The organism is Thiothrix sp. UBA5583 (assembly GCA_002425225.1).
Taxonomy (GTDB): Bacteria; Pseudomonadota; Gammaproteobacteria; order Thiotrichales; family Thiotrichaceae; genus Thiothrix; species Thiothrix moscowensis.
Window position 1 is genome coordinate 191,638 of the sequence record DILV01000016.1, and the last position, 17,007, is coordinate 208,644.

The following is a 17,007-nucleotide window of genomic DNA, read 5'->3' on the forward strand; positions in this document are numbered from 1 at the left end:
GGTGACTATCCCCTGATTTTCAGACCCCGGCAAGAAAAACCCCCGCACAAGGCGGGGGCTTTCTTTAGAGGGAGGAAACCTCTTAGTGGGCTTGTGCACCTTCGGCGTTGATACCGGTGTTCTGACGCACATACAGCTCGTCCCACATCTCGTCAGAGCGACGGTCACGAGTGAACAGTGAAACCAGAATGGTGACAAGGAAGCCCAGCGGGATAGAGATCAAGCCAGGGTTCTTCAACTGGAACCAAGGCTTTTCCAGACCCATCATGCTGGTAGTCTGACCTTCAAATTTCTTCAGGTCGTCTTCCGCAGCCTTGATGGCTTTTTCCAGACCAGCAATTTCCTTCTGCTTGGCAGCTTTGGCTGCTTCATCAGCCAGGGCAGCCAGATCAGTCTGGGCTTTCGCCAGCTTCTCTTTAGCACCTGGAACGGCTGGTTTTTCAGGAGATGCTTTCACTTCCTTCTTGCAATCTGCACTGGCGAACAGTTCGCAAGAGAAGCCCCATTGTGCTGCTGCTGCTTCTTTGGCTGGTGTTGCTGGTGTACCTTCCAGAACTTTCTTCGCATCAGCAATTTTTGCCAATGGGTAAGTCATGTTCGGGGAAACCATTACCAGATAAATTGCAGAGAACGCACCAACCAACATACCGGCAACCACACCATAAGTGTTGGTCTTTTTCCAGTACAGGGTCAGGAACACCGCAGGCAGGTTGGAAGATGCAGCAACCGCAAATGCCAGTGCCACCAGATGCGCAACGTTCTGGCCTTTGGCAGCGATACCGACATAGATAGCCAATGCACCCACGATAACGGTAGCAACACGGGCAGCAGTGATTTGCTCTTGTGCAGTGGCGTGGTCACCACGAACAACACCAACGTACAGGTCATGGGACATGGCAGAAGCCGCCGCCAATACCAGACCGGCAACAACCGCAACGATAGTGGCAAACGCAACCGCTGCAACAAACGCCAGGAAGAAGTTACCCAGCAGCGAGTCAGGGCCACCACCGACGAACTGAGCCAGCAATGGAGCAGCCATGTTACCGCCCTTGTCCAGACCGACAATTGTCGCAGGTGTTACGTTGATGGCAGCACCCATACCCAGGAACAGGGTCAGGACGTAGAAACCACCGATGATGCCCATCGCCCAGATAACAGATTTACGTGCGTCTTGTGCCGTTGGAACCGTGAAGAAGCGCATCAGGATGTGTGGCAGACCGGCAGTACCCAAAACCAGTGCCATACCCAGAGAGATCTGGTCAATCGGGTTCTTCAGGAACAGGCCAGGTTCAAGGAAGCGTTGACCCAGTTGCTCAGGTGTCATGTTGGTAGCAGCGTCACCCAGCAGTTTGGCAACTTGCTTTTGTACGTCAGCATTGCCAACGACCGCATCCAGGAAGCCAGGGAAGGAGAAGCCATACTGACCCCAAGTGAACAATACCAGCAGGATGGAAGCAGTCACCAGCAGGATCGCCTTGATGATCTGTACCCAGGTAGTGGCTTTCATGCCGCCGAATACGACGTAGGTCAGCATCAGGATGCCTACTGCGATAACGGAGATTTCATAGTCAATACCGATCAGGGTTTTAACCAGAACGCCACCGCCTACCATTTGAGCCGTCAGGTAGAAAGTGGAAACGGTAACGGTAGAAATCGCTGCAACGGTCTTGGAGGCTTTCGGGTTATTACGGAACGCCAGAATGTCGCCCAGTGTGTACTTGCCGATGTTACGGCAAGGTTCCGCAATCACCAGCAATACGGTGATATAAGCAACCAGCCAGCCTACGGAGTACATGAAACCGTCATAACCGTACAGGGAGATCAAACCAGCAATACCCAGGAAAGAGGCAGCAGACAGGTAGTCACCCGCAATCGCCCAACCGTTTTGTACACCGGTAACGGAACGACCAGCAGCGTAGAAGTCAGCCGCAGAAGAGGTTTGCTTCGCAGCGCGGTAAGTTACATACATGGTCAGGCCGATAATCGCACCGAAAACCACAAACGTTAGCCACTTGTATTGGTCAGCTACCGCACCACCTTCAGCAAAGGCAGCTTGGCAAGCGAACAATGACAGCAGCAGGGCAGAACCTGCCCACAAAGATTTCTTCATGTGTCTCTCCCTTACTTGATCAGGCAACGTCACGGACAATTTCAGCCGCCATCGCGTCGAAATCACGGTTGGCACGACGGGCATAAACAGCCGCGATAGTCCAGGCGACCACGAATTCAGACAAAGCGAACAGGATGCCAACGTTCATTGGCCCCCAGACTTTGATTTTGAACAGGTCAGGGTAGTACGCTGCGCCAATGGGCAGCAGGAAATAGTAGACAGTTGAAATGATCATCAGGCTCCACAAGAAGGTGGTTTTCTTCTTGTGCAACGCCTGAAAGCGCGGATCGCTGTCGATCGCCGCCCAGTTGATGTTTGACGCCATTAAATGACTCCTCCGTTTGCTGAAAAAACCTCTCGAAAATGCATTCGACCCATGTCCCCATCTTGTTTGAAAGAGCACATGAGCCAGTCATTTTCATGATATTGTCGACAATTCTGAATTTGACAGACCTACACACCCCGCCAAACCGTCAAGCCTCTCTTTCCTGATGGGAAACTTGTCGATCATCGCAATAATGTCATCGGTCATGTAAAAAAGCTGTAAACAGGTGGGAGTAACTACTTCAAAAAACGGCGGAAGCTGAACAATAAAGACACGAATTTGCATGAAAAACAGAAAAAAGTGCCCAGAAAATGCAAGGAACAAGCGCAATGTTGCTCAACATTGCCATTTATTGATATAGGGCGGTTTGCGAGAATTTGTTTATTATTGCTTATATTATGAGCATGGCAAGCAAGCATGATAACCAGTAAAGCAGATGCACAAATGCCATTTGCCGATAGCGCCCCGCCAGTTTCTCAGGGGGAATATTGGTAATCAGGAACAATTGTCCAGCCTTTGCCCCATCCATCACATGCGTACCCGGTGCACGCTGTTGTTCCCGCAAATCATCAGTAACCCAGCGTTGGGCGGCTACCAATACCTGCTGCCATTCATCCGGGTCAATCTGCCCGTTGCCATCCACATCAAAACAGCGACGTAACTGTAACGGGTTGCTTTTCCATTCTGCCAATAACGCCGCCAACCGTTCTCGCTGTTCATCTGAATCACCAACGCTGCGTAAGGTATGTAACTCCCCCAAAGCATACAAGGTTTGTCCGGGGTAAATGGCATTCAGCCAGGAATAATGACTGTCACCAGGGCAAGCAATGATTTCAGCACCACGCGGATAAAGCAGGCAACGCCCCTTGCCATCATCCAGCACAAACGGCTCATCTTCCACATAACCCGGCAACCACACGGTAACAGGCAGATGCGGTAAACCACGGAAACCCACCCCATCGGGCAGGGCGGCTTTACCTTGCAATTCCACATAACCCTGCGCACCACTGCTGAGTGTTGAGGTTGGGGTATCGGCAATCAGGCGATAACGGCGAAACAAACCTAGTGAAAACAGCAGACTGCACGTTGCAAGCAACAGCAGCCACGGCTTGAGCGCGTAATAAAACAATCCCAGACAGGCAATACCCCACAACAACACAAAGCTGGGGGCTGCCGCCAGATTCATCAAACCACCGCGCCGCAAAACAGCAATGCGCTGGTTATCCATCACCTGCAACCAGTCCAGCCCACCCCTATCACCCAGCGGCGGGTTGCCTGTCCCACCCAGTTCAGGCAGTAAAGTGCGCAGCCACGTCCACATCACTGGTTTCCTCGGCACTGAAACTCATCAGGCGGAATGGCTTGAAACTGAATGCTTTGGCAATGACCACATCCGGGAACTGTTCGATACGGGTATTGTTGATGGCAGCAGAATCATTATAAAACTCGCGCCGATCGGCAATGCTGTCTTCCAGCCCGGTGATGCGCTCACGCAAATGCCGGAAGGAATCGCTGGCCTTCAACTCGGGGTACGCCTCCGCAACCGCAAACAGATTCCCCAGACCGATACGCAATGCACCTTCCGCTGCCCCCAAAGCCCCCATATCGCCGGATTGCATGGCACTGGCAACCCGGTTGCGGGCTTCCATCACCTTTTGCAGGGTTGCCTGTTCGTATTGCATGTGTTCCTTGCACACAGCGACCAGCTTGGGTAATTCGGCATTGCGCTGCTTGAGCAATACGTCGATGTTGCTCCAGGCTTTGGCAGTATTGTTTTTCAGGGCAACCAACTGGTTGTAGAGCAGGATTGCCCACAACACAAGACCACCCAACAGGGAAAGAAAGATGATGAGTCCGGTATTCATGGTTTGTTTTTATGACTGGTTGATCGGATCAGGTTCCAGTCTAGCAGAGTACACCCCGACCACAGTTACGATCCGATAACCGGCGACCATTCAGGCAAGGAATGATACCGATAATATCTTTTTAGCCTTACATTCTGAGATTTGTTTCCTATACTTTATCCCAGACAGGCAAGCAACCCTGTCGATTAACGCCACAACCGGAATGACAAGAATGTCGAACCTAAAAGCAACAACTCAAGCGGCATGGATGCAACCAGTCATAGTCAAGGGAACACAAAAAGCGTTTCGGCAAGGCGAATGAAATAACACATCTCAAGCTCTCCTCTCTCTCAACCCCGTAGCCCCCTGCGGGGTTTTTGTTTTCTATGGCTGAAAATTGTTGAAAGTGATATAGATAGCCGTACTGTCACAGTCAACAAAGAGGAGATAGGCCATGCGTACCCTGTTGAAATTCTGTCTAGCACTGTTGTGCCTGTTACCTGCTGTCAGCCTGGCAACTGACAACTTTCCTGCCCAGCAAACCTTTGCCGGACAAAACCTGACCCTCAATGGCAAGGGCATCCGCACCAAGGCCATTTTCAACCTGTATACCGCAGGCTTGTATTTGCAGGCAAAAAGTACAGATGCCGCCGCCATCCTCACTTCCACCCAGCCCAGCACCATGCGCCTGGAAATCACATCCGGCATGATTACCAGCGAAAACATGGAAGAGGCCGTGCGCTCTGGCTTCAAGCAATCCAGCACTGATCCAAGCCTGCAACCCCGCATTGAGCAACTGATTGCCGTATTCAAGGAAGAAATCAAGGAAGGAGATATTTACGATTTCGCCTTCAACGCCGACAAACTTGCCATCATCAAGAATGGCAAGAATGCCGCAAGCATTGCCGGGGCGGATTTCAAACAGGCATTTTTCGGCATATGGCTGGGCGAAAAACCCGTACAAGCCCCACTGAAAAAAGCCTTGCTGGGGCAATAAGCCTCAGTAATTGCCGCCAGCGCCTTGCCCCGCCGGTAACTCTTCCAGCAGCAGAGTCTTGCCTTTCATGCCTTCCGGTTTAGGCAAACCCATCAGATGCAGGACAGTCGGGGCAAGGTTGCTGAGACCGCCTTCCGTGGACAAACGCCAGTTGGATTTGTCGACAATCAGGCAAGGAACCGGGTAAACCGTGTGCTGGGTGTTGGGTTCACCACTCAGCGGGTCGATGTATTCATCACAATTGCCGTGGTCAGCCGTCAGGATGGCAGAATAGTTATGCTTGACGATCGCATCCAGCACCCGCCCGACTTCACGATCCAGCGTTTCCACTGCCTTGATGACCGCACCCGGTACAGCCGTGTGGCCTACCATGTCACCGTTGGCGAAATTCGCCACGATGAAGCAGTACTGGTTGCTTTCAATGGCGTTGATGACGGTATCTGCCACTTCCGCAGCACTCATTTCCGGCTGCAAATCATAGGTTTCCACCTTGGGAGATGGAATCACAATGCGGTCTTCACCCGCATAGGTACGCTCACGCCCACCGTTGAAGAAAAAGGTCACGTGGGCATACTTTTCCGTTTCTGCGCAATGCAACTGCTTCAGGCCAGCCAGGCTGATGGTCTGTGCCAGATTGGTGGCGGGGCGCTCGGGTGGGAACAGCACCGGAGCCAGCAAGCGCTTGTCGTATTCCGTCATGGTGGTGAGGGAGACCACCTCAAAACTCCCCCGGTCAAAGCCGTCAAAGTTTTCATCCGCCAAGGCTTTGGCTGTCTGGCGAGGGCGGTCATTGCGGAAGTTGAAAAACAACACGGTATCGTTGCTCTGGATGCGTTCTGCTCCCGGCATGATACGCGGCTTGATGAATTCGTCAGTTTCCCCGGCGGCGTAAGCATCTTCGACGGCCTGCAAGGGGTCACTGGCTGGTGTGCCGATGCCGTGTACCATCGCGTCCCAGGCCACTTTGGTGCGTTCCCAGCGGTTGTCACGATCCATCGCATAAAAACGCCCCGTGACAGTGGCAATTTCACCGCCGGTCATTTCCATGATGTTCATGACGTGCCTGATGAACTGTTTTGCAACCTTGGGAGCGGTATCACGCCCGTCGGTAATGGCGTGCAGTACCGGTTTGACACCGTGTTCCATGCAGGCACGCAGCAAGGCAGTCAGGTGGGTCATGTGGCTGTGGACACCGCCATCCGATACCAGCCCCAACAAATGCAGCGGGCGTTTGTCGGCTTTGGCAGCATTCAGGGCATTCAGCAGGGAATGGTTTTTGAAAAAACTGCCATCATCAATGGCATCATCAATTCGCACCAGATCTTGCTTGAGGATCGTGCCGCAACCGATGGTCATGTGCCCGACTTCGGAATTGCCCATTTGCCCATCCGGTAAGCCAACCGCCCGCCCGGAGGCTTGCAGGGTCGTATGTGGGTACTTACCGAAGTATTCATCCAGCCGGGGAGTATCGGCTTCGTAAACAGCGTTGTATTTTTTGCTGGGGTTTACACCAAAACCATCCAGAATCAGCATGACGGTTTTGCGGCGGGGAACAGTTGACGGTCTCACAGTGAACCTCGTTGCTATGCAGTCTTTCACGAAGCGGGGCATTGTAGCAGGTAATTACTTAATTTGCGCTGCACAATTGACTTTTCAAGTCTTTTACGCTACCAAGTGAAACTTGTTACCAGATTCATTCATCAATAACTATTACAAGATTTCCACGGTAAAAGGGCTACACCATGAAGATACAGTTGGTTGCATTGCGACAGTGCTTCGTCTGGCTGGGTGCAGGCTGGTACGCCTTCAAATCCAATCTTGGGGCGTGGTTGGCACTGTCCATCATTTTTCTTTTGCTCCTGATGCTGTTGGGCATGTTGCCGTTTGTTGGTATTTTCCTGATCGCATTCATCATGCCCTTCCTGCTGACCGGCTTGTTGGTTACAGCCCACAAGTCACTGGTAGGGGCGCTGGCACAGGTGGAAGACATCCTGATTGGTTTCCATGATCCGCGTTTCCGCAAACCTTTGTTAGTGTTGGGTGGGGCAATGGTGGTAGGTGCGCTCTTGCTGTTTGTGTCCCTCTATCCGCTGACCGGAACCATCCTGCAAGCGCTGTATATGCCCCAGAGCGAAGCCAATGTCGCTGAAACACTGGCTGCCATGTCGGAAGGCTCCCCGGTCAGCCTGATGTTGCAAGGTGGTGTCATGTTGGTAGTGCTGATGGCGTTTTTCTTTGCCACACCACTGGTGGTGTTTGAGAATCAGGAACCGCTGGATGCCATCACCACCAGCCTGCTGGCTTGCCTGAAGAACATTATCCCGCTAGTACTGTTTGCGGTTGCCATCCTGTTGCTGGCGCTGCTGGGGTCTGTTGCCTTTGGGCTGGGTTATCTGGTGCTGATCCCGGTGCTGGCAGGTGCTAGCTATGCCAGCTTCCGCGACATTTTCGACCCGGCGGATGAAGCCAGGCCGAAAGTGCCAGACGTTGCCTGAGGCAGGTCACTCTGTTTTAGGCGGATCGTTTTCTTCCCGACGGAAACCTTCTTCCATACGCTTGAACTCCTCATCCAGCTTTGCCAGCTCAGCTTCCATTTCCTCGTCAGTCAGAGGACGGAATTCCTCGTCATCTGTCGACTGGGTAGCAACGGTTTCCTCGAAAATATGGGTATCATCTTCCCAAGCAGTAGCGGTAGCAGTTGCCACACTGGTGGCTGTTGCAACACCTGCCGCAGCCATTGTGTTGCTAGTTGTCGGGTTAGCAGGTGCGTTGATTTCGCCCTGATATTCAAGTTTCTCACGGGCTTCCCGCTCCGCACTGGCTTGCGCCACATTCTTGTCGAACAAGCGGCTGGCAAGCAAGCCGACCTCAAACAACAACCACATCGGCACTGCCAGCATTACCTGCGACAGCACATCAGGCGGGGTCAACAACATGCCGATGGTGAACGCTGCCACAATCACATAAGGGCGCGACTGTTCTAGGGTTTCACGACTGGCGATGCCGGTGCTGATCAGCAAAATCGTGGCAACCGGCATTTCAAAACCAATACCAAATGCCATGAACATCATCATCACGAAGTCAAGGTATTCGGCAATGTCTGGCGAGACATTAACATTCGTTGGGGCAAAACTGGGTAAAATGCTGAAAACCATCGGCAGAACGAAAAAATACGCAAATGCCATGCCCAAATAGAACAAAATCACACTGGAAAGCAGCAGTGGCGTAACAATTTTTTTCTCATGCTGATACAACCCAGGCGCAACAAAGCCCCAAACCTGATACAACACATAAGGCAACGCCAACACAAACGCCACCATGAGAGCCAGTTTGTAGGGAATGAAAAACGGTGAAGCCACTCCCACTGCAATCAGTTTTTGCCCTTCGGGTAAATGCCGTACCAATGGATCAGACAATAGGTTGTACAAATCCTGCGCAAACGGCATCAGGATCAGAAACACAATGCCAATGGCCATCACCATACGCAGCAGGCGGTCACGCAGCTCGATCAGGTGTTGCAGGAATCCAAGTTCCTCACCCTCTGTGGGCGGTTTAGCTTTTTGGGTCATGGGGTGGCTTGGTGGCAGCGTCGATACTGTGGCGTACTTCGTCGGTATTTTGCTGCATCAGATTGCGTAACTCGCGGATTTCCTCTTCCTGACGGCTGAGCATGGAGCGCATTTCTTCGGTGCGCAACTCACGTTCAATGTCAGAACGGGTAGTGGCGATGAAAGCTCGTGCCTTGCCGAGTAGTCGCCCTGCTTTGCGAGCCAGCCCCGGTAAACGTTCAGGACCAATGACCAGCAAGGCAATGATACCAACCACCAGCATTTCGAGGAAACTGGATTCAAACATGAGGTGTTACCTTGAAAAGTGAGGTAATCAAACCTTGTCTTTGACCTTGGCTTCCGAGTCGATCACATTGCCATGTACGGGAGGCTGTTGCTGATTGACCTGTTGTGTGGGGGTATTGGTTTGTTCCTCTTCACCGGTTTTCATGGCATTGCGGAAGTTTTTGAAGGTCTCACCTAAATCACTACCCATGTTGCGCAGGCGTTTGGTGCCGAACAGCAGCAGGATAATGACCAGAATCAGTAACAATGACCAGGGGCTGATACCACCTAAACCCATTTCCTTAATCTCCTTGAGTTAATATTTACGGTTGGCTTTTTCCACCAGACCTGACATGCCGAAACGTCGTGCCAGTTCATTCAGCACATCGTCGGGGTGCAGGTTCTGCTGTGCCAGTAATACCAGCGTATGAAACCACAAATCCGCGACTTCATAAACAATCTTTTCCTTGTCGCCATCTTTGGCTGCCATCACGGTTTCGGTGGCTTCCTCACCAACCTTTTTCAGGATGGCATCCAGCCCCTTGGCATAGAGCTTGGCAACATAGGAACTGTCGGGTGCAGCCTGTTTGCGGCTTTCCAGCACCTCGGCGAGTTGGGTCAATACAGTATCATTCATGGGCGGCATTATAGCGCTTAGTTTGTCAGGTTAGGCAAGGCTTGTTGCAGCAGTTGGTCGTAAGGCGCAACGTGCAAATAGCCCTCTTCTTTCACCACTGCCACCACATGGTGACGTGCCGCCAATTCGGCAACCGTTTGGGTTTCCAGACTGCCGGATTGTGCCAGGGCATCACCCAGTGCCAGCAGCAGTTGGCGGTGTTGTGCCAGCAATTCACGGGTTTCGCTGGCAAGCCGCATCATCATTTTTTCGGCATCAATATCGGTCACAGCCTGATGCATCTTGTAGGCGTGATCTTCCAGAATGTAACAAGCCTGGAATTCTGCATCGAAACCGAAACGGCGCACATAATCCAGCGCCAGCATGGTGGCTTGCTCGCGGTCGTATTCGCGCCCGGTAGTGGCATTGGGCGCACCAAACACCAGTTCCTCGGCAATCCCGCCCGCCAGATAGACCTTGATCATGTCCAGCATGGTACGGTGGGTGCGGTGAATCTGGTGCGGGAAGGTGAAACCACCCGCGTAAGCATTGGCAATCCGGCTTTTTAGCTGCAAGGGTGCAAGCCCGAACAATGCCATGTACACCACCGCATGACCGGCTTCATGGATGCTGATATTGGCAACCGTTGCCTGCTCGTTACTGGCACGAATATCATCAATACGCCCGACATAGGGGTAATACACTTTTTCATCGCCGACTTGTGCCTCAATTTGTTTGGCATCGCTCGCATAGCGCAGGGCAATGTGCTCGGCATCGTGGGTCAAGGCGTGGAACAACAGCTTGGACAAATTCACTTCCAGAATGTCAGTGACACTGGAAAACACCGGGCGCACCCCTTGTACCGGAAACACACCATTGCGGTAGATCAGGCTCACCATGCTGTGATCCACTGCCAGACGAATCCCGGTACGCTCGACGGTTTCCTGCTGGACACGCTCAATTTCACGCTCAATCAGACGGGTGAAATCCTGTTTGCGCAGGCTGGGATAAATCAAGTGTATATTGCCAAAACGCGCTACCTGTTCCGGGCGAAACTTACGCATCAGTGCCCCCTTGACATCCATCAGGGTCACTTTGGTGGTGAAAGCGTGGAAAATATCTGCGTCCACCTCACTTTCCGCCGCTTGGGTCGCCATCTGGAAAGCATCATCCAGATTGCCGGAAATCAAAATCAGGGTTTTGGCGTGATCAATCGGCTCGTAAATGGTTTTCTGGCGCTTGGCTTGCATGATCAGGTCAATCATGTCGTCTTCGCTGAGGCTTAATAGCTCCTCCATATCCATGTGCAGGTTGAGGGCTTTTTTCAGCGAAATTGCCTCCCACGAACTGAGGTAATAGACTGAATCGGAAACCTCTTCACCCGCCTGACGTTTGCGCTGGGCTTCCTGACGGCGCTGGTAATAGCTGAACAGGAAACTATCCAGATCGTCACGCTGCTTTTTTGACAAATGTCCGTCAGATAGCAGTTCCCAGAAATCCATGAATTTGGTTTGCGGCATGGGTTTGCCGAGTTCATCCAGTGTATTGAAACGCTGGATTTCATCGAACAGCACAATGCAAGGTTTGCCGTCATGGAACTCGTAGCTTTCCAGCACACTGGAAACCGAGGAATTCCATGAGGTCTGGTCAACATTGGAAAGCTCAATTTCAACAAAACGATCCTGAAAATGCAGATGCTTAACCAGCTTGCGCACCAGATCGGTTTTGCCCACGCCGGTCATGCCCCATAAATTGACAATCACCGGGCGCTTGAGCAATTCGGGCATCAGATACCAGACCTGAATGTAATCAATCAGGTCGTCGATGATTTTATCAATGCCAATAAAATGCTGTTTGAGCGCAAGTTTGGCATTTTCCAGGGACGTTTTGCGCTGGTGGATCAGCGCTTTATCGACAGTTAGCATTGATGTCCTTGTTCTACAGCCGCATTTCGATGCCTTGCGCTGCCATATAACGCTTGGCTTCACCGACCGTGTATTCGCCGAAGTGAAAAATGCTGGCAGCCAGCACGGCATCTGCACCGCCTTGCAGCACGCCATCCGCCAGATGTTGCAAATTACCAACGCCACCGGAAGCAATCAGCGGGATACCTACCCGGTCTGTAATGGCTTTGGTCAGGCCGAGGTCAAAACCGACTTTGGTTCCATCCCGATCCATACTGGTAACAAGCAACTCGCCTGCACCATAGGCAGCCATTTTTTCCGCCCATTCCACCGCATCAATCCCGGTACGCTTGCGCCCGCCGTGGGTAAACACCTCCCAACGGTCAGGTTCGCCCGGTTCATTCACACGTTTGGCATCAATAGCTACCACGATGCATTGCGAACCGAAATAATCCGTACATTCTCTAACCAGTTCGGGATTGAATACTGCCGCCGTATTGATGCCTACCTTGTCAGCACCGGCATTGAGCATCCTGCGCACGTCTTCCGGCTTGCGGATACCGCCGCCGACCGTCAGGGGAATGAATACCTGTGAAGCGACCGCCTCCACCACATGCACGATGGTGTCACGGTTGTCAGAACTGGCGGTGATGTCGAGGAAAGTGATTTCATCCGCACCTTCACGGTTGTAGCGGGCAGCGATTTCCACCGGGTCGCCTGCGTCGCGGATGTCAACGAAATTCACGCCTTTGACGACGCGCCCGTTGTCCACGTCGAGGCAGGGGATGATGCGTTTGGCTAAGCCCATAAAATTGGCCTGTTGTTAAAAGTTCAAGCCCGTATCCTATGCTGATTGACCGTTGGTAGGCAATGCTTTGGCGTTTATCTGACTTTCTGCTCTCTTTCGGCAAAAGCTAACCTAGTTTCAATGTTAATGGATGATGACAAGGATGTGACGATTCTGCTCTTCCAGATCCTGTTTTTGAACACATGAAAAAGGATTTAGTATCATGACATTCAATATTTCTGGTTTGGGTTCCAGTGGCTCAACGCCGATTTCTTCCACTTCTTTCTTAAGCGCACCCTGCAGTAGCTCCCGTGTAGGCAGCAGTTGTAATGGATCAAATCCTCAAGGCCCTGCCGAGGCTTGGGAAGGTATTGCAGGCAAGCAATGTGGTGAAATTGGCAGCGGCAAATCTGGCTCAGGTGGTAAAGCAGGTTCAGGCAAGCGTAGCGGCAAGTCTGGCTCAGGCAATAAAGCAGGTTCAGGCAAGCGTAGCGGCAAGTCTGGCTCAGGCAATAAAGCAGGTTCAGGCAAGAGCAGCGGCAAGTCTGGCTCAGGCAGTAAAGCAGGCTCAGGTAAGAACAGCGGCAAGTCTGGCTCAGGCAGTAAAGCAGGTTCAGGCAAGAGCAGCGGCAAGTCTGGCTCAGGCAGTAAAGCAGGTTCAGGCAAGAGCAGCGGCAAGTCTGGCTCAGGTAAAAGCGGTAAAAGCTGCGGTTGCTAATGTTGTTTGTCTGTGGAGCGGTGAGGAGAGCCTCCCGCTCTTTAGGGGGTATGCATGAGTGATTTCCCCACCCATTTTGGGGTGTATCTGGATGGTTGTTATGATGCCCCCGTGCAGTATTGGTCTGGTGCTTTGCCAGCCATATCTGATGCGCCAGAAATTTCCCCAGTATCAGCGGTTTTCTCTGGTTTTGCACCGATCAGAAACTGGCGGATTCGACCCTATTTTTGTGACAGTTTGGCGAGTGTGTGTGAGACCGCCTTAGGCGGTGTCATTGCTGATATTACGTTTCCGGGGGGGGAGGAACGTGGGGCTTGTCACGTTCTATGGGCAGATGGACGTACTGCCATTGCCACAGTGCGAACTGATTCAGGGCGAGCACTATTAGAAGAACGGGTGATGCGTCATTTGTATCAGCAAGCAGCAAAAGTCCCTAATGTGTTATTTTACAACGGTATTGTCCTGATACAGGAGGTGCTGGAAGGAGTTGGCCTGGCACGTGGCTTAGCTTCAGCGACCTCTCAACAATGCGGTGAATGGTTAGCTGAGGGTTTTAGGAGTCTGGTGACGATTCATCACGCGGCCTCCCGTGAGGGATTAGACCGTGCTGTGCCGTTTTTAGGTACAAGTGAAGCGTGGATTATGCGGCATATTCGCCAGGTTCACAAAACCGGGGATGCTCTCGCGCTGCCCGCGCCATCTTTGCCCAAGCAAGCCCTCCACGATATTTTATTGCCGATGAACCCCCGTTTTGTGAAATGGGATGCGCGTCCGGGAAATGCGATGCTGAGCACAACCGGGCAGGTGTCATGGTTTGATTGGGAAAATTGTGGGGCACGTAACCGTTTAGATGATTTGGTGTGGTTATTGTGTGATGAAAGTGTGCCATTCCATGCCGAAATCGAGCAGGCATTGCTAGAGGAATTTGTACCGTTATTTGCTGATGGTGCCTCTATTGCCGCCGCACACCGCTATGTGTGTATTGCGGGTGCATTGCATTGCAGTGCGCGATTGAGTTTGATCCTGCATAAAAAAGCTGACGGGCCTTGGTGGGATATAGAAGAGATTTTGTTGTATGACTACATTGGTGTCACGTTGACGCAAGCGCAGCGTTTGTGCCTGCGGGGAGCATTTTTAGCACAATGTGAACCCTTGATTGCTTCTCTTGTGCCTTGGTTTTTGGATTTAAATCAAAAACTTGAAACGTTATAGCAATAACAGCATCCGTTCACGACTGTTCGACGGGGGAGTATTACCACCTCCCCCCCTGTGTTGATCAGGCGCATTGGTCGACGTAGCGCTGGGCTTCTGCCAGATCAATCGTGCCTTCGTAGATCGAGCGACCGAGGATTGCACCCATAATGCCTTGGTCTTCCACCGCGCACAGGGCTTTGATGTCGTCCATATTGGTCACACCACCCGATGCAACGACCGGAATCTTGATGCTAGCTGCCAGTTTGGCGGTTTCTTCCACGTTCACGCCTTTCATCATGCCATCGCGGGCAATGTCGGTGTAAACAATCGCGCTGACACCGGCTTGCTCAAATTGTCTGGCAAGCTCAATCGCGGAAACGGAAGACACTTCCGCCCAGCCATCGGTGGCGACCATGCCGTTTTTCGCATCAATGCCAACGATAATGTGACCGGGGAATTGCTGGCACAGGTCGATAACGAATTGTGGTTCTTGCACTGCTTTCGTGCCGATAATGCAATATTGCACACCCGCATCCAGATACGCAGCAACTGTCGCCGCATCGCGGATACCACCGCCGATTTGCACCGGAATGTGGGGGAAACGCGCAGCAATGGCACGCACCACTTCGCCATTCACCGGTTTACCTTCAAATGCTCCGTTCAAATCCACCAGATGCAGGCGGCGTGCACCCTCATCCACCCAGCGTTGAGCCATCGTTACAGGGTCATTGGCGAATACAGTGGTGTCGTCCATCCGCCCCTGGCGCAGGCGCACACACTGACCGTCTTTCAAATCAATTGCGGGGATCAGCAGCATCGTTCAGTCCTTGGTTGTGAAGGCTGAATGCTACCGCAAAATGCCGGAAGCGTCTTCCTTGTGACGCTTGTCCGGCAAATATTTACATTGCCGGAAGCAACTTATAGGCTTTTCCCCAATAGCGCCCTACCCAGGCAGAATAATAAAAATGGATTCAGCTCATGTCAGACTCCCAGCAACTTTTTGATATTGTCGTTCTCGGGCATAACTCTCCCCAGTCGGTAGAACAACTGGTAAAAGACATCCTCAACCTGCTAGGTGACAACAGCCCCTACCTAGAATTCAAGCTCTCGGATGCGCTGCTGTTCAACAATGGCATGGTTTCAATTCGCGAAAACATTAGCTTTCAGGAAGCGCAGACCATGCGCCGCCAACTGGCAACGCTCGGCGTGGAATGCGAAATTCGCCCCACCCTCCAGCTCATTCCCAAGGAACAGGAAACTGCCGAAGCCGACACCGGCATTTACACCTGCCCTGCCTGCGGGCATCAACAACCCAAACGCAAAAGCTCCCAGCTTGATACCCGGCTCGACGCCTGTGAAGTGTGCGGCATCGTCGGCGAACGTTACCAGCGCAAGCAAAAGCTGGAACAAGCCATCGAAACCGAACGCCAGCGCCACGAAAACGACCGTTCCAAACGTATCCGCGAAGTGCTGGAACGTGCCAAACAGGAAGAAGAATCCCTGTTGCAGGCCGAAGCCCGCAAACGCCTGGGGCTGGCAGAAAAACCGGACAACATTGCCCTCAAGGTAGCAGCAGCCATTGCCGTTTTCTGCATCAGCATGGGGGGTGTTTATTACTACAATCAGCCCACCCCGGAAGAAATAGCCCAACAGGAAGAAGCCGCTCGTCTGGAAAAAGCCAAGAAGGAAGAAGAACGCGCCAAAACCATGAGTGCTGCGATGGAAAAGGCCAGTGACATAGCTTCAAAGCTGGAAAACCTGCCATCACCCGCTGGTGCAGCGGGCGCAATGGGTGCAGAGGAAAAGAACGCCGCCGAACAGGCCACAACCGGCAACAACACAGACAAAACACAGGCGCAGGAGCAGCAAGCCAAAATCACCGAGGCACTCAAAACCGATACCATCAAGCCAGCCACCCCGGAAGAAATTACCGAAGCAAAAGTCAAAACCGAAGCATCCACCAGCGCCGTGGCAGCCATCGAAGAACACAAGCTGACCCCACCACGCTTCCAAATCATGCTGGATGAACACACCGAAAACCGCCGCCGCATCCAGCAATTGCTCAAACTGGATGAAATTGACCTGATCGACATGGTGCTGGAAAAAGCCCAGGAACCCTACCCACGCACCTTGCTGCTGCTGGACATCGTGGAATGGCATCTGCAAAAACAGCAACCTGACAAAGCCAAGGAAACCATTGAACGTATCAGGCAGGAGCTGGCAGCCACACAGGACGTGACCCAGCAGGCGCTGATCCTCGGTTGCATCAGCAAAACCCACTTGTTGCAAAATGAATGGGAACCTGCCGGGCAAAGTCTGCAACAAGCACTGGAAAAAGCCCGCACGTTGCCACAGTTACCCGCACAGGTGGAATTGCTGGCGCGGCTAGCCAGTGAACAATCCCTGTTCGGCAACCAGATTGCATCCCGTCAGATTCTGGAAGAAGCCGGAAAACTGGCAGAAACCCTGCCAGAAGGGGTGGAACCCCGTGCCAGCGCATGGGTACGACTGGCATCTGGCTATGCCATGCTGACCGACTTCCCGGCGGCCAACAAACTGCTGGACAAAGTGAAAGACCCGGAAAAACGCCAGAAACTGGCAGAATTTATCGACAAGCTGCAACACCGAGTGGAACAGGTACGCGCCGAATACCAGCAAGCTGCCAGTACCCCGCACTAG

The 17,007-nt window shown here is 52.4% G+C and carries 17 protein-coding genes; 5 read left to right on the forward strand and 12 right to left on the reverse strand.

The window, feature by feature from the left end; genetic code table 11:
• Positions 1 to 82: 82 nt before the first annotated feature.
• The 4 genes from B2U47_RS06035 to B2U47_RS06050 form a co-directional block, all read right to left on the reverse strand.
• On the reverse strand, positions 83 to 2,110 hold the full coding sequence (locus B2U47_RS06035; protein ID WP_296681902.1) for a solute symporter family protein: 2,028 nt from the start codon (positions 2,108 to 2,110) through the stop codon (positions 83 to 85).
• Between the two features lie 19 nt (positions 2,111 to 2,129).
• Positions 2,130 to 2,435 carry a DUF485 domain-containing protein gene (locus B2U47_RS06040; protein WP_296681904.1) on the reverse strand — a complete coding sequence of 102 codons (306 nt, stop codon included), beginning with the start codon at positions 2,433 to 2,435 and terminating at the stop codon, positions 2,130 to 2,132.
• A 391-nt stretch (positions 2,436 to 2,826) separates the two neighbouring features.
• Positions 2,827 to 3,756, reverse strand: a complete 930-nt coding sequence (locus tag B2U47_RS06045; protein ID WP_296681905.1) for an EF-hand domain-containing protein — start codon at positions 3,754 to 3,756, stop codon at positions 2,827 to 2,829.
• Entirely contained in the window at positions 3,725 to 4,300 is a 576-nt protein-coding gene (locus B2U47_RS06050) for a LemA family protein (RefSeq protein WP_296681907.1), read from the reverse strand. The genes B2U47_RS06045 and B2U47_RS06050 overlap by 32 nt, the downstream gene beginning before the upstream one ends.
• A gap of 433 nt (positions 4,301 to 4,733) precedes the next feature.
• Between B2U47_RS06050 and B2U47_RS06055 the strand changes: the two genes are divergently transcribed.
• Positions 4,734 to 5,276, forward strand: a complete 543-nt coding sequence (locus tag B2U47_RS06055; RefSeq protein WP_296681908.1) for a chalcone isomerase family protein — start codon at positions 4,734 to 4,736, stop codon at positions 5,274 to 5,276.
• Positions 5,277 to 5,279: 3 nt separating this feature from the next.
• Here B2U47_RS06055 and gpmI read toward each other — a convergent pair whose 3' ends face one another.
• Complete coding sequence (gene gpmI / locus B2U47_RS06060; protein ID WP_296681910.1) at positions 5,280 to 6,845, reverse strand: 2,3-bisphosphoglycerate-independent phosphoglycerate mutase; 1,566 nt, start codon at positions 6,843 to 6,845, stop codon at positions 5,280 to 5,282.
• Positions 6,846 to 7,018: 173 nt separating this feature from the next.
• Between gpmI and B2U47_RS06065 the strand changes: the two genes are divergently transcribed.
• Positions 7,019 to 7,771, forward strand: coding sequence for a BPSS1780 family membrane protein (locus B2U47_RS06065; protein WP_296681911.1), 753 nt, complete (start codon positions 7,019 to 7,021; stop codon positions 7,769 to 7,771).
• Positions 7,772 to 7,777: 6 nt separating this feature from the next.
• Here the strand turns inward: B2U47_RS06065 and tatC are convergent, their stop codons facing one another.
• The 6 genes from tatC to hisF are packed head-to-tail and all read right to left on the reverse strand — an operon-like array spanning position 7,778 to position 12,437.
• On the reverse strand, positions 7,778 to 8,845 hold the full coding sequence (gene tatC / locus B2U47_RS06070; protein WP_296681913.1) for a twin-arginine translocase subunit TatC: 1,068 nt from the start codon (positions 8,843 to 8,845) through the stop codon (positions 7,778 to 7,780).
• Positions 8,829 to 9,131 (reverse strand): Sec-independent protein translocase protein TatB, encoded by a 303-nt coding sequence (gene tatB, locus B2U47_RS06075; protein ID WP_296681915.1) that lies wholly within the window; start codon positions 9,129 to 9,131, stop codon positions 8,829 to 8,831. Before tatB ends, tatC begins: the two co-directional genes overlap by 17 nt.
• Positions 9,132 to 9,158: 27 nt before the next feature.
• Positions 9,159 to 9,407 (reverse strand): twin-arginine translocase TatA/TatE family subunit, encoded by a 249-nt coding sequence (gene tatA, locus B2U47_RS06080; RefSeq protein ID WP_296681916.1) that lies wholly within the window; start codon positions 9,405 to 9,407, stop codon positions 9,159 to 9,161.
• Between the two features lie 18 nt (positions 9,408 to 9,425).
• Positions 9,426 to 9,746, reverse strand: coding sequence for a phosphoribosyl-ATP diphosphatase (locus B2U47_RS06085; protein ID WP_296681918.1), 321 nt, complete (start codon positions 9,744 to 9,746; stop codon positions 9,426 to 9,428).
• A 17-nt stretch (positions 9,747 to 9,763) separates the two neighbouring features.
• Complete coding sequence (locus B2U47_RS06090) at positions 9,764 to 11,650, reverse strand: AAA family ATPase (protein WP_296681919.1); 1,887 nt, start codon at positions 11,648 to 11,650, stop codon at positions 9,764 to 9,766.
• Positions 11,651 to 11,663: 13 nt separating this feature from the next.
• Positions 11,664 to 12,437 (reverse strand): imidazole glycerol phosphate synthase subunit HisF, encoded by a 774-nt coding sequence (gene hisF, locus B2U47_RS06095; RefSeq protein ID WP_296681921.1) that lies wholly within the window; start codon positions 12,435 to 12,437, stop codon positions 11,664 to 11,666.
• A gap of 202 nt (positions 12,438 to 12,639) precedes the next feature.
• Here hisF and B2U47_RS06100 point away from each other — a divergent pair, with 202 nt between their 5' ends.
• Positions 12,640 to 13,134: a hypothetical protein gene (locus B2U47_RS06100; protein ID WP_296681922.1), complete on the forward strand. Its 495-nt coding sequence runs from the start codon at positions 12,640 to 12,642 to the stop codon at positions 13,132 to 13,134.
• A gap of 54 nt (positions 13,135 to 13,188) precedes the next feature.
• Positions 13,189 to 14,346: a phosphotransferase gene (locus tag B2U47_RS06105; protein ID WP_296681924.1), complete on the forward strand. Its 1,158-nt coding sequence runs from the start codon at positions 13,189 to 13,191 to the stop codon at positions 14,344 to 14,346.
• A gap of 64 nt (positions 14,347 to 14,410) precedes the next feature.
• On the opposite strand, the gene hisA is transcribed toward B2U47_RS06105, so the two are convergent.
• Complete coding sequence (hisA, locus tag B2U47_RS06110) at positions 14,411 to 15,145, reverse strand: 1-(5-phosphoribosyl)-5-[(5-phosphoribosylamino)methylideneamino]imidazole-4-carboxamide isomerase (protein WP_296681926.1); 735 nt, start codon at positions 15,143 to 15,145, stop codon at positions 14,411 to 14,413.
• A 161-nt stretch (positions 15,146 to 15,306) separates the two neighbouring features.
• On the opposite strand from hisA, the gene B2U47_RS06115 reads away from it, so the two are divergent.
• Positions 15,307 to 17,007, forward strand: a complete 1,701-nt coding sequence (locus tag B2U47_RS06115; protein ID WP_296681927.1) for a hypothetical protein — start codon at positions 15,307 to 15,309, stop codon at positions 17,005 to 17,007.

Coding starts and splice junctions, on each gene's coding strand:
- B2U47_RS06035 (WP_296681902.1), bottom strand. CDS start 2,110: ATGAAGAAATCTTTGTGGGCAGGTTCTGCCCTGCTGCTGTCATTGTTC.
- B2U47_RS06040 (WP_296681904.1), bottom strand. CDS start 2,435: ATGGCGTCAAACATCAACTGGGCGGCGATCGACAGCGATCCGCGCTTT.
- B2U47_RS06045 (WP_296681905.1), bottom strand. CDS start 3,756: ATGTGGACGTGGCTGCGCACTTTACTGCCTGAACTGGGTGGGACAGGC.
- B2U47_RS06050 (WP_296681907.1), bottom strand. CDS start 4,300: ATGAATACCGGACTCATCATCTTTCTTTCCCTGTTGGGTGGTCTTGTG.
- B2U47_RS06055 (WP_296681908.1), top strand. CDS start 4,734: ATGCGTACCCTGTTGAAATTCTGTCTAGCACTGTTGTGCCTGTTACCT.
- B2U47_RS06065 (WP_296681911.1), top strand. CDS start 7,019: ATGAAGATACAGTTGGTTGCATTGCGACAGTGCTTCGTCTGGCTGGGT.
- tatC (WP_296681913.1), bottom strand. CDS start 8,845: ATGACCCAAAAAGCTAAACCGCCCACAGAGGGTGAGGAACTTGGATTC.
- tatB (WP_296681915.1), bottom strand. CDS start 9,131: ATGTTTGAATCCAGTTTCCTCGAAATGCTGGTGGTTGGTATCATTGCC.
- tatA (WP_296681916.1), bottom strand. CDS start 9,407: ATGGGTTTAGGTGGTATCAGCCCCTGGTCATTGTTACTGATTCTGGTC.
- B2U47_RS06085 (WP_296681918.1), bottom strand. CDS start 9,746: ATGAATGATACTGTATTGACCCAACTCGCCGAGGTGCTGGAAAGCCGC.
- B2U47_RS06090 (WP_296681919.1), bottom strand. CDS start 11,650: ATGCTAACTGTCGATAAAGCGCTGATCCACCAGCGCAAAACGTCCCTG.
- hisF (WP_296681921.1), bottom strand. CDS start 12,437: ATGGGCTTAGCCAAACGCATCATCCCCTGCCTCGACGTGGACAACGGG.
- B2U47_RS06100 (WP_296681922.1), top strand. CDS start 12,640: ATGACATTCAATATTTCTGGTTTGGGTTCCAGTGGCTCAACGCCGATT.
- B2U47_RS06105 (WP_296681924.1), top strand. CDS start 13,189: ATGAGTGATTTCCCCACCCATTTTGGGGTGTATCTGGATGGTTGTTAT.
- hisA (WP_296681926.1), bottom strand. CDS start 15,145: ATGCTGCTGATCCCCGCAATTGATTTGAAAGACGGTCAGTGTGTGCGC.
- B2U47_RS06115 (WP_296681927.1), top strand. CDS start 15,307: ATGTCAGACTCCCAGCAACTTTTTGATATTGTCGTTCTCGGGCATAAC.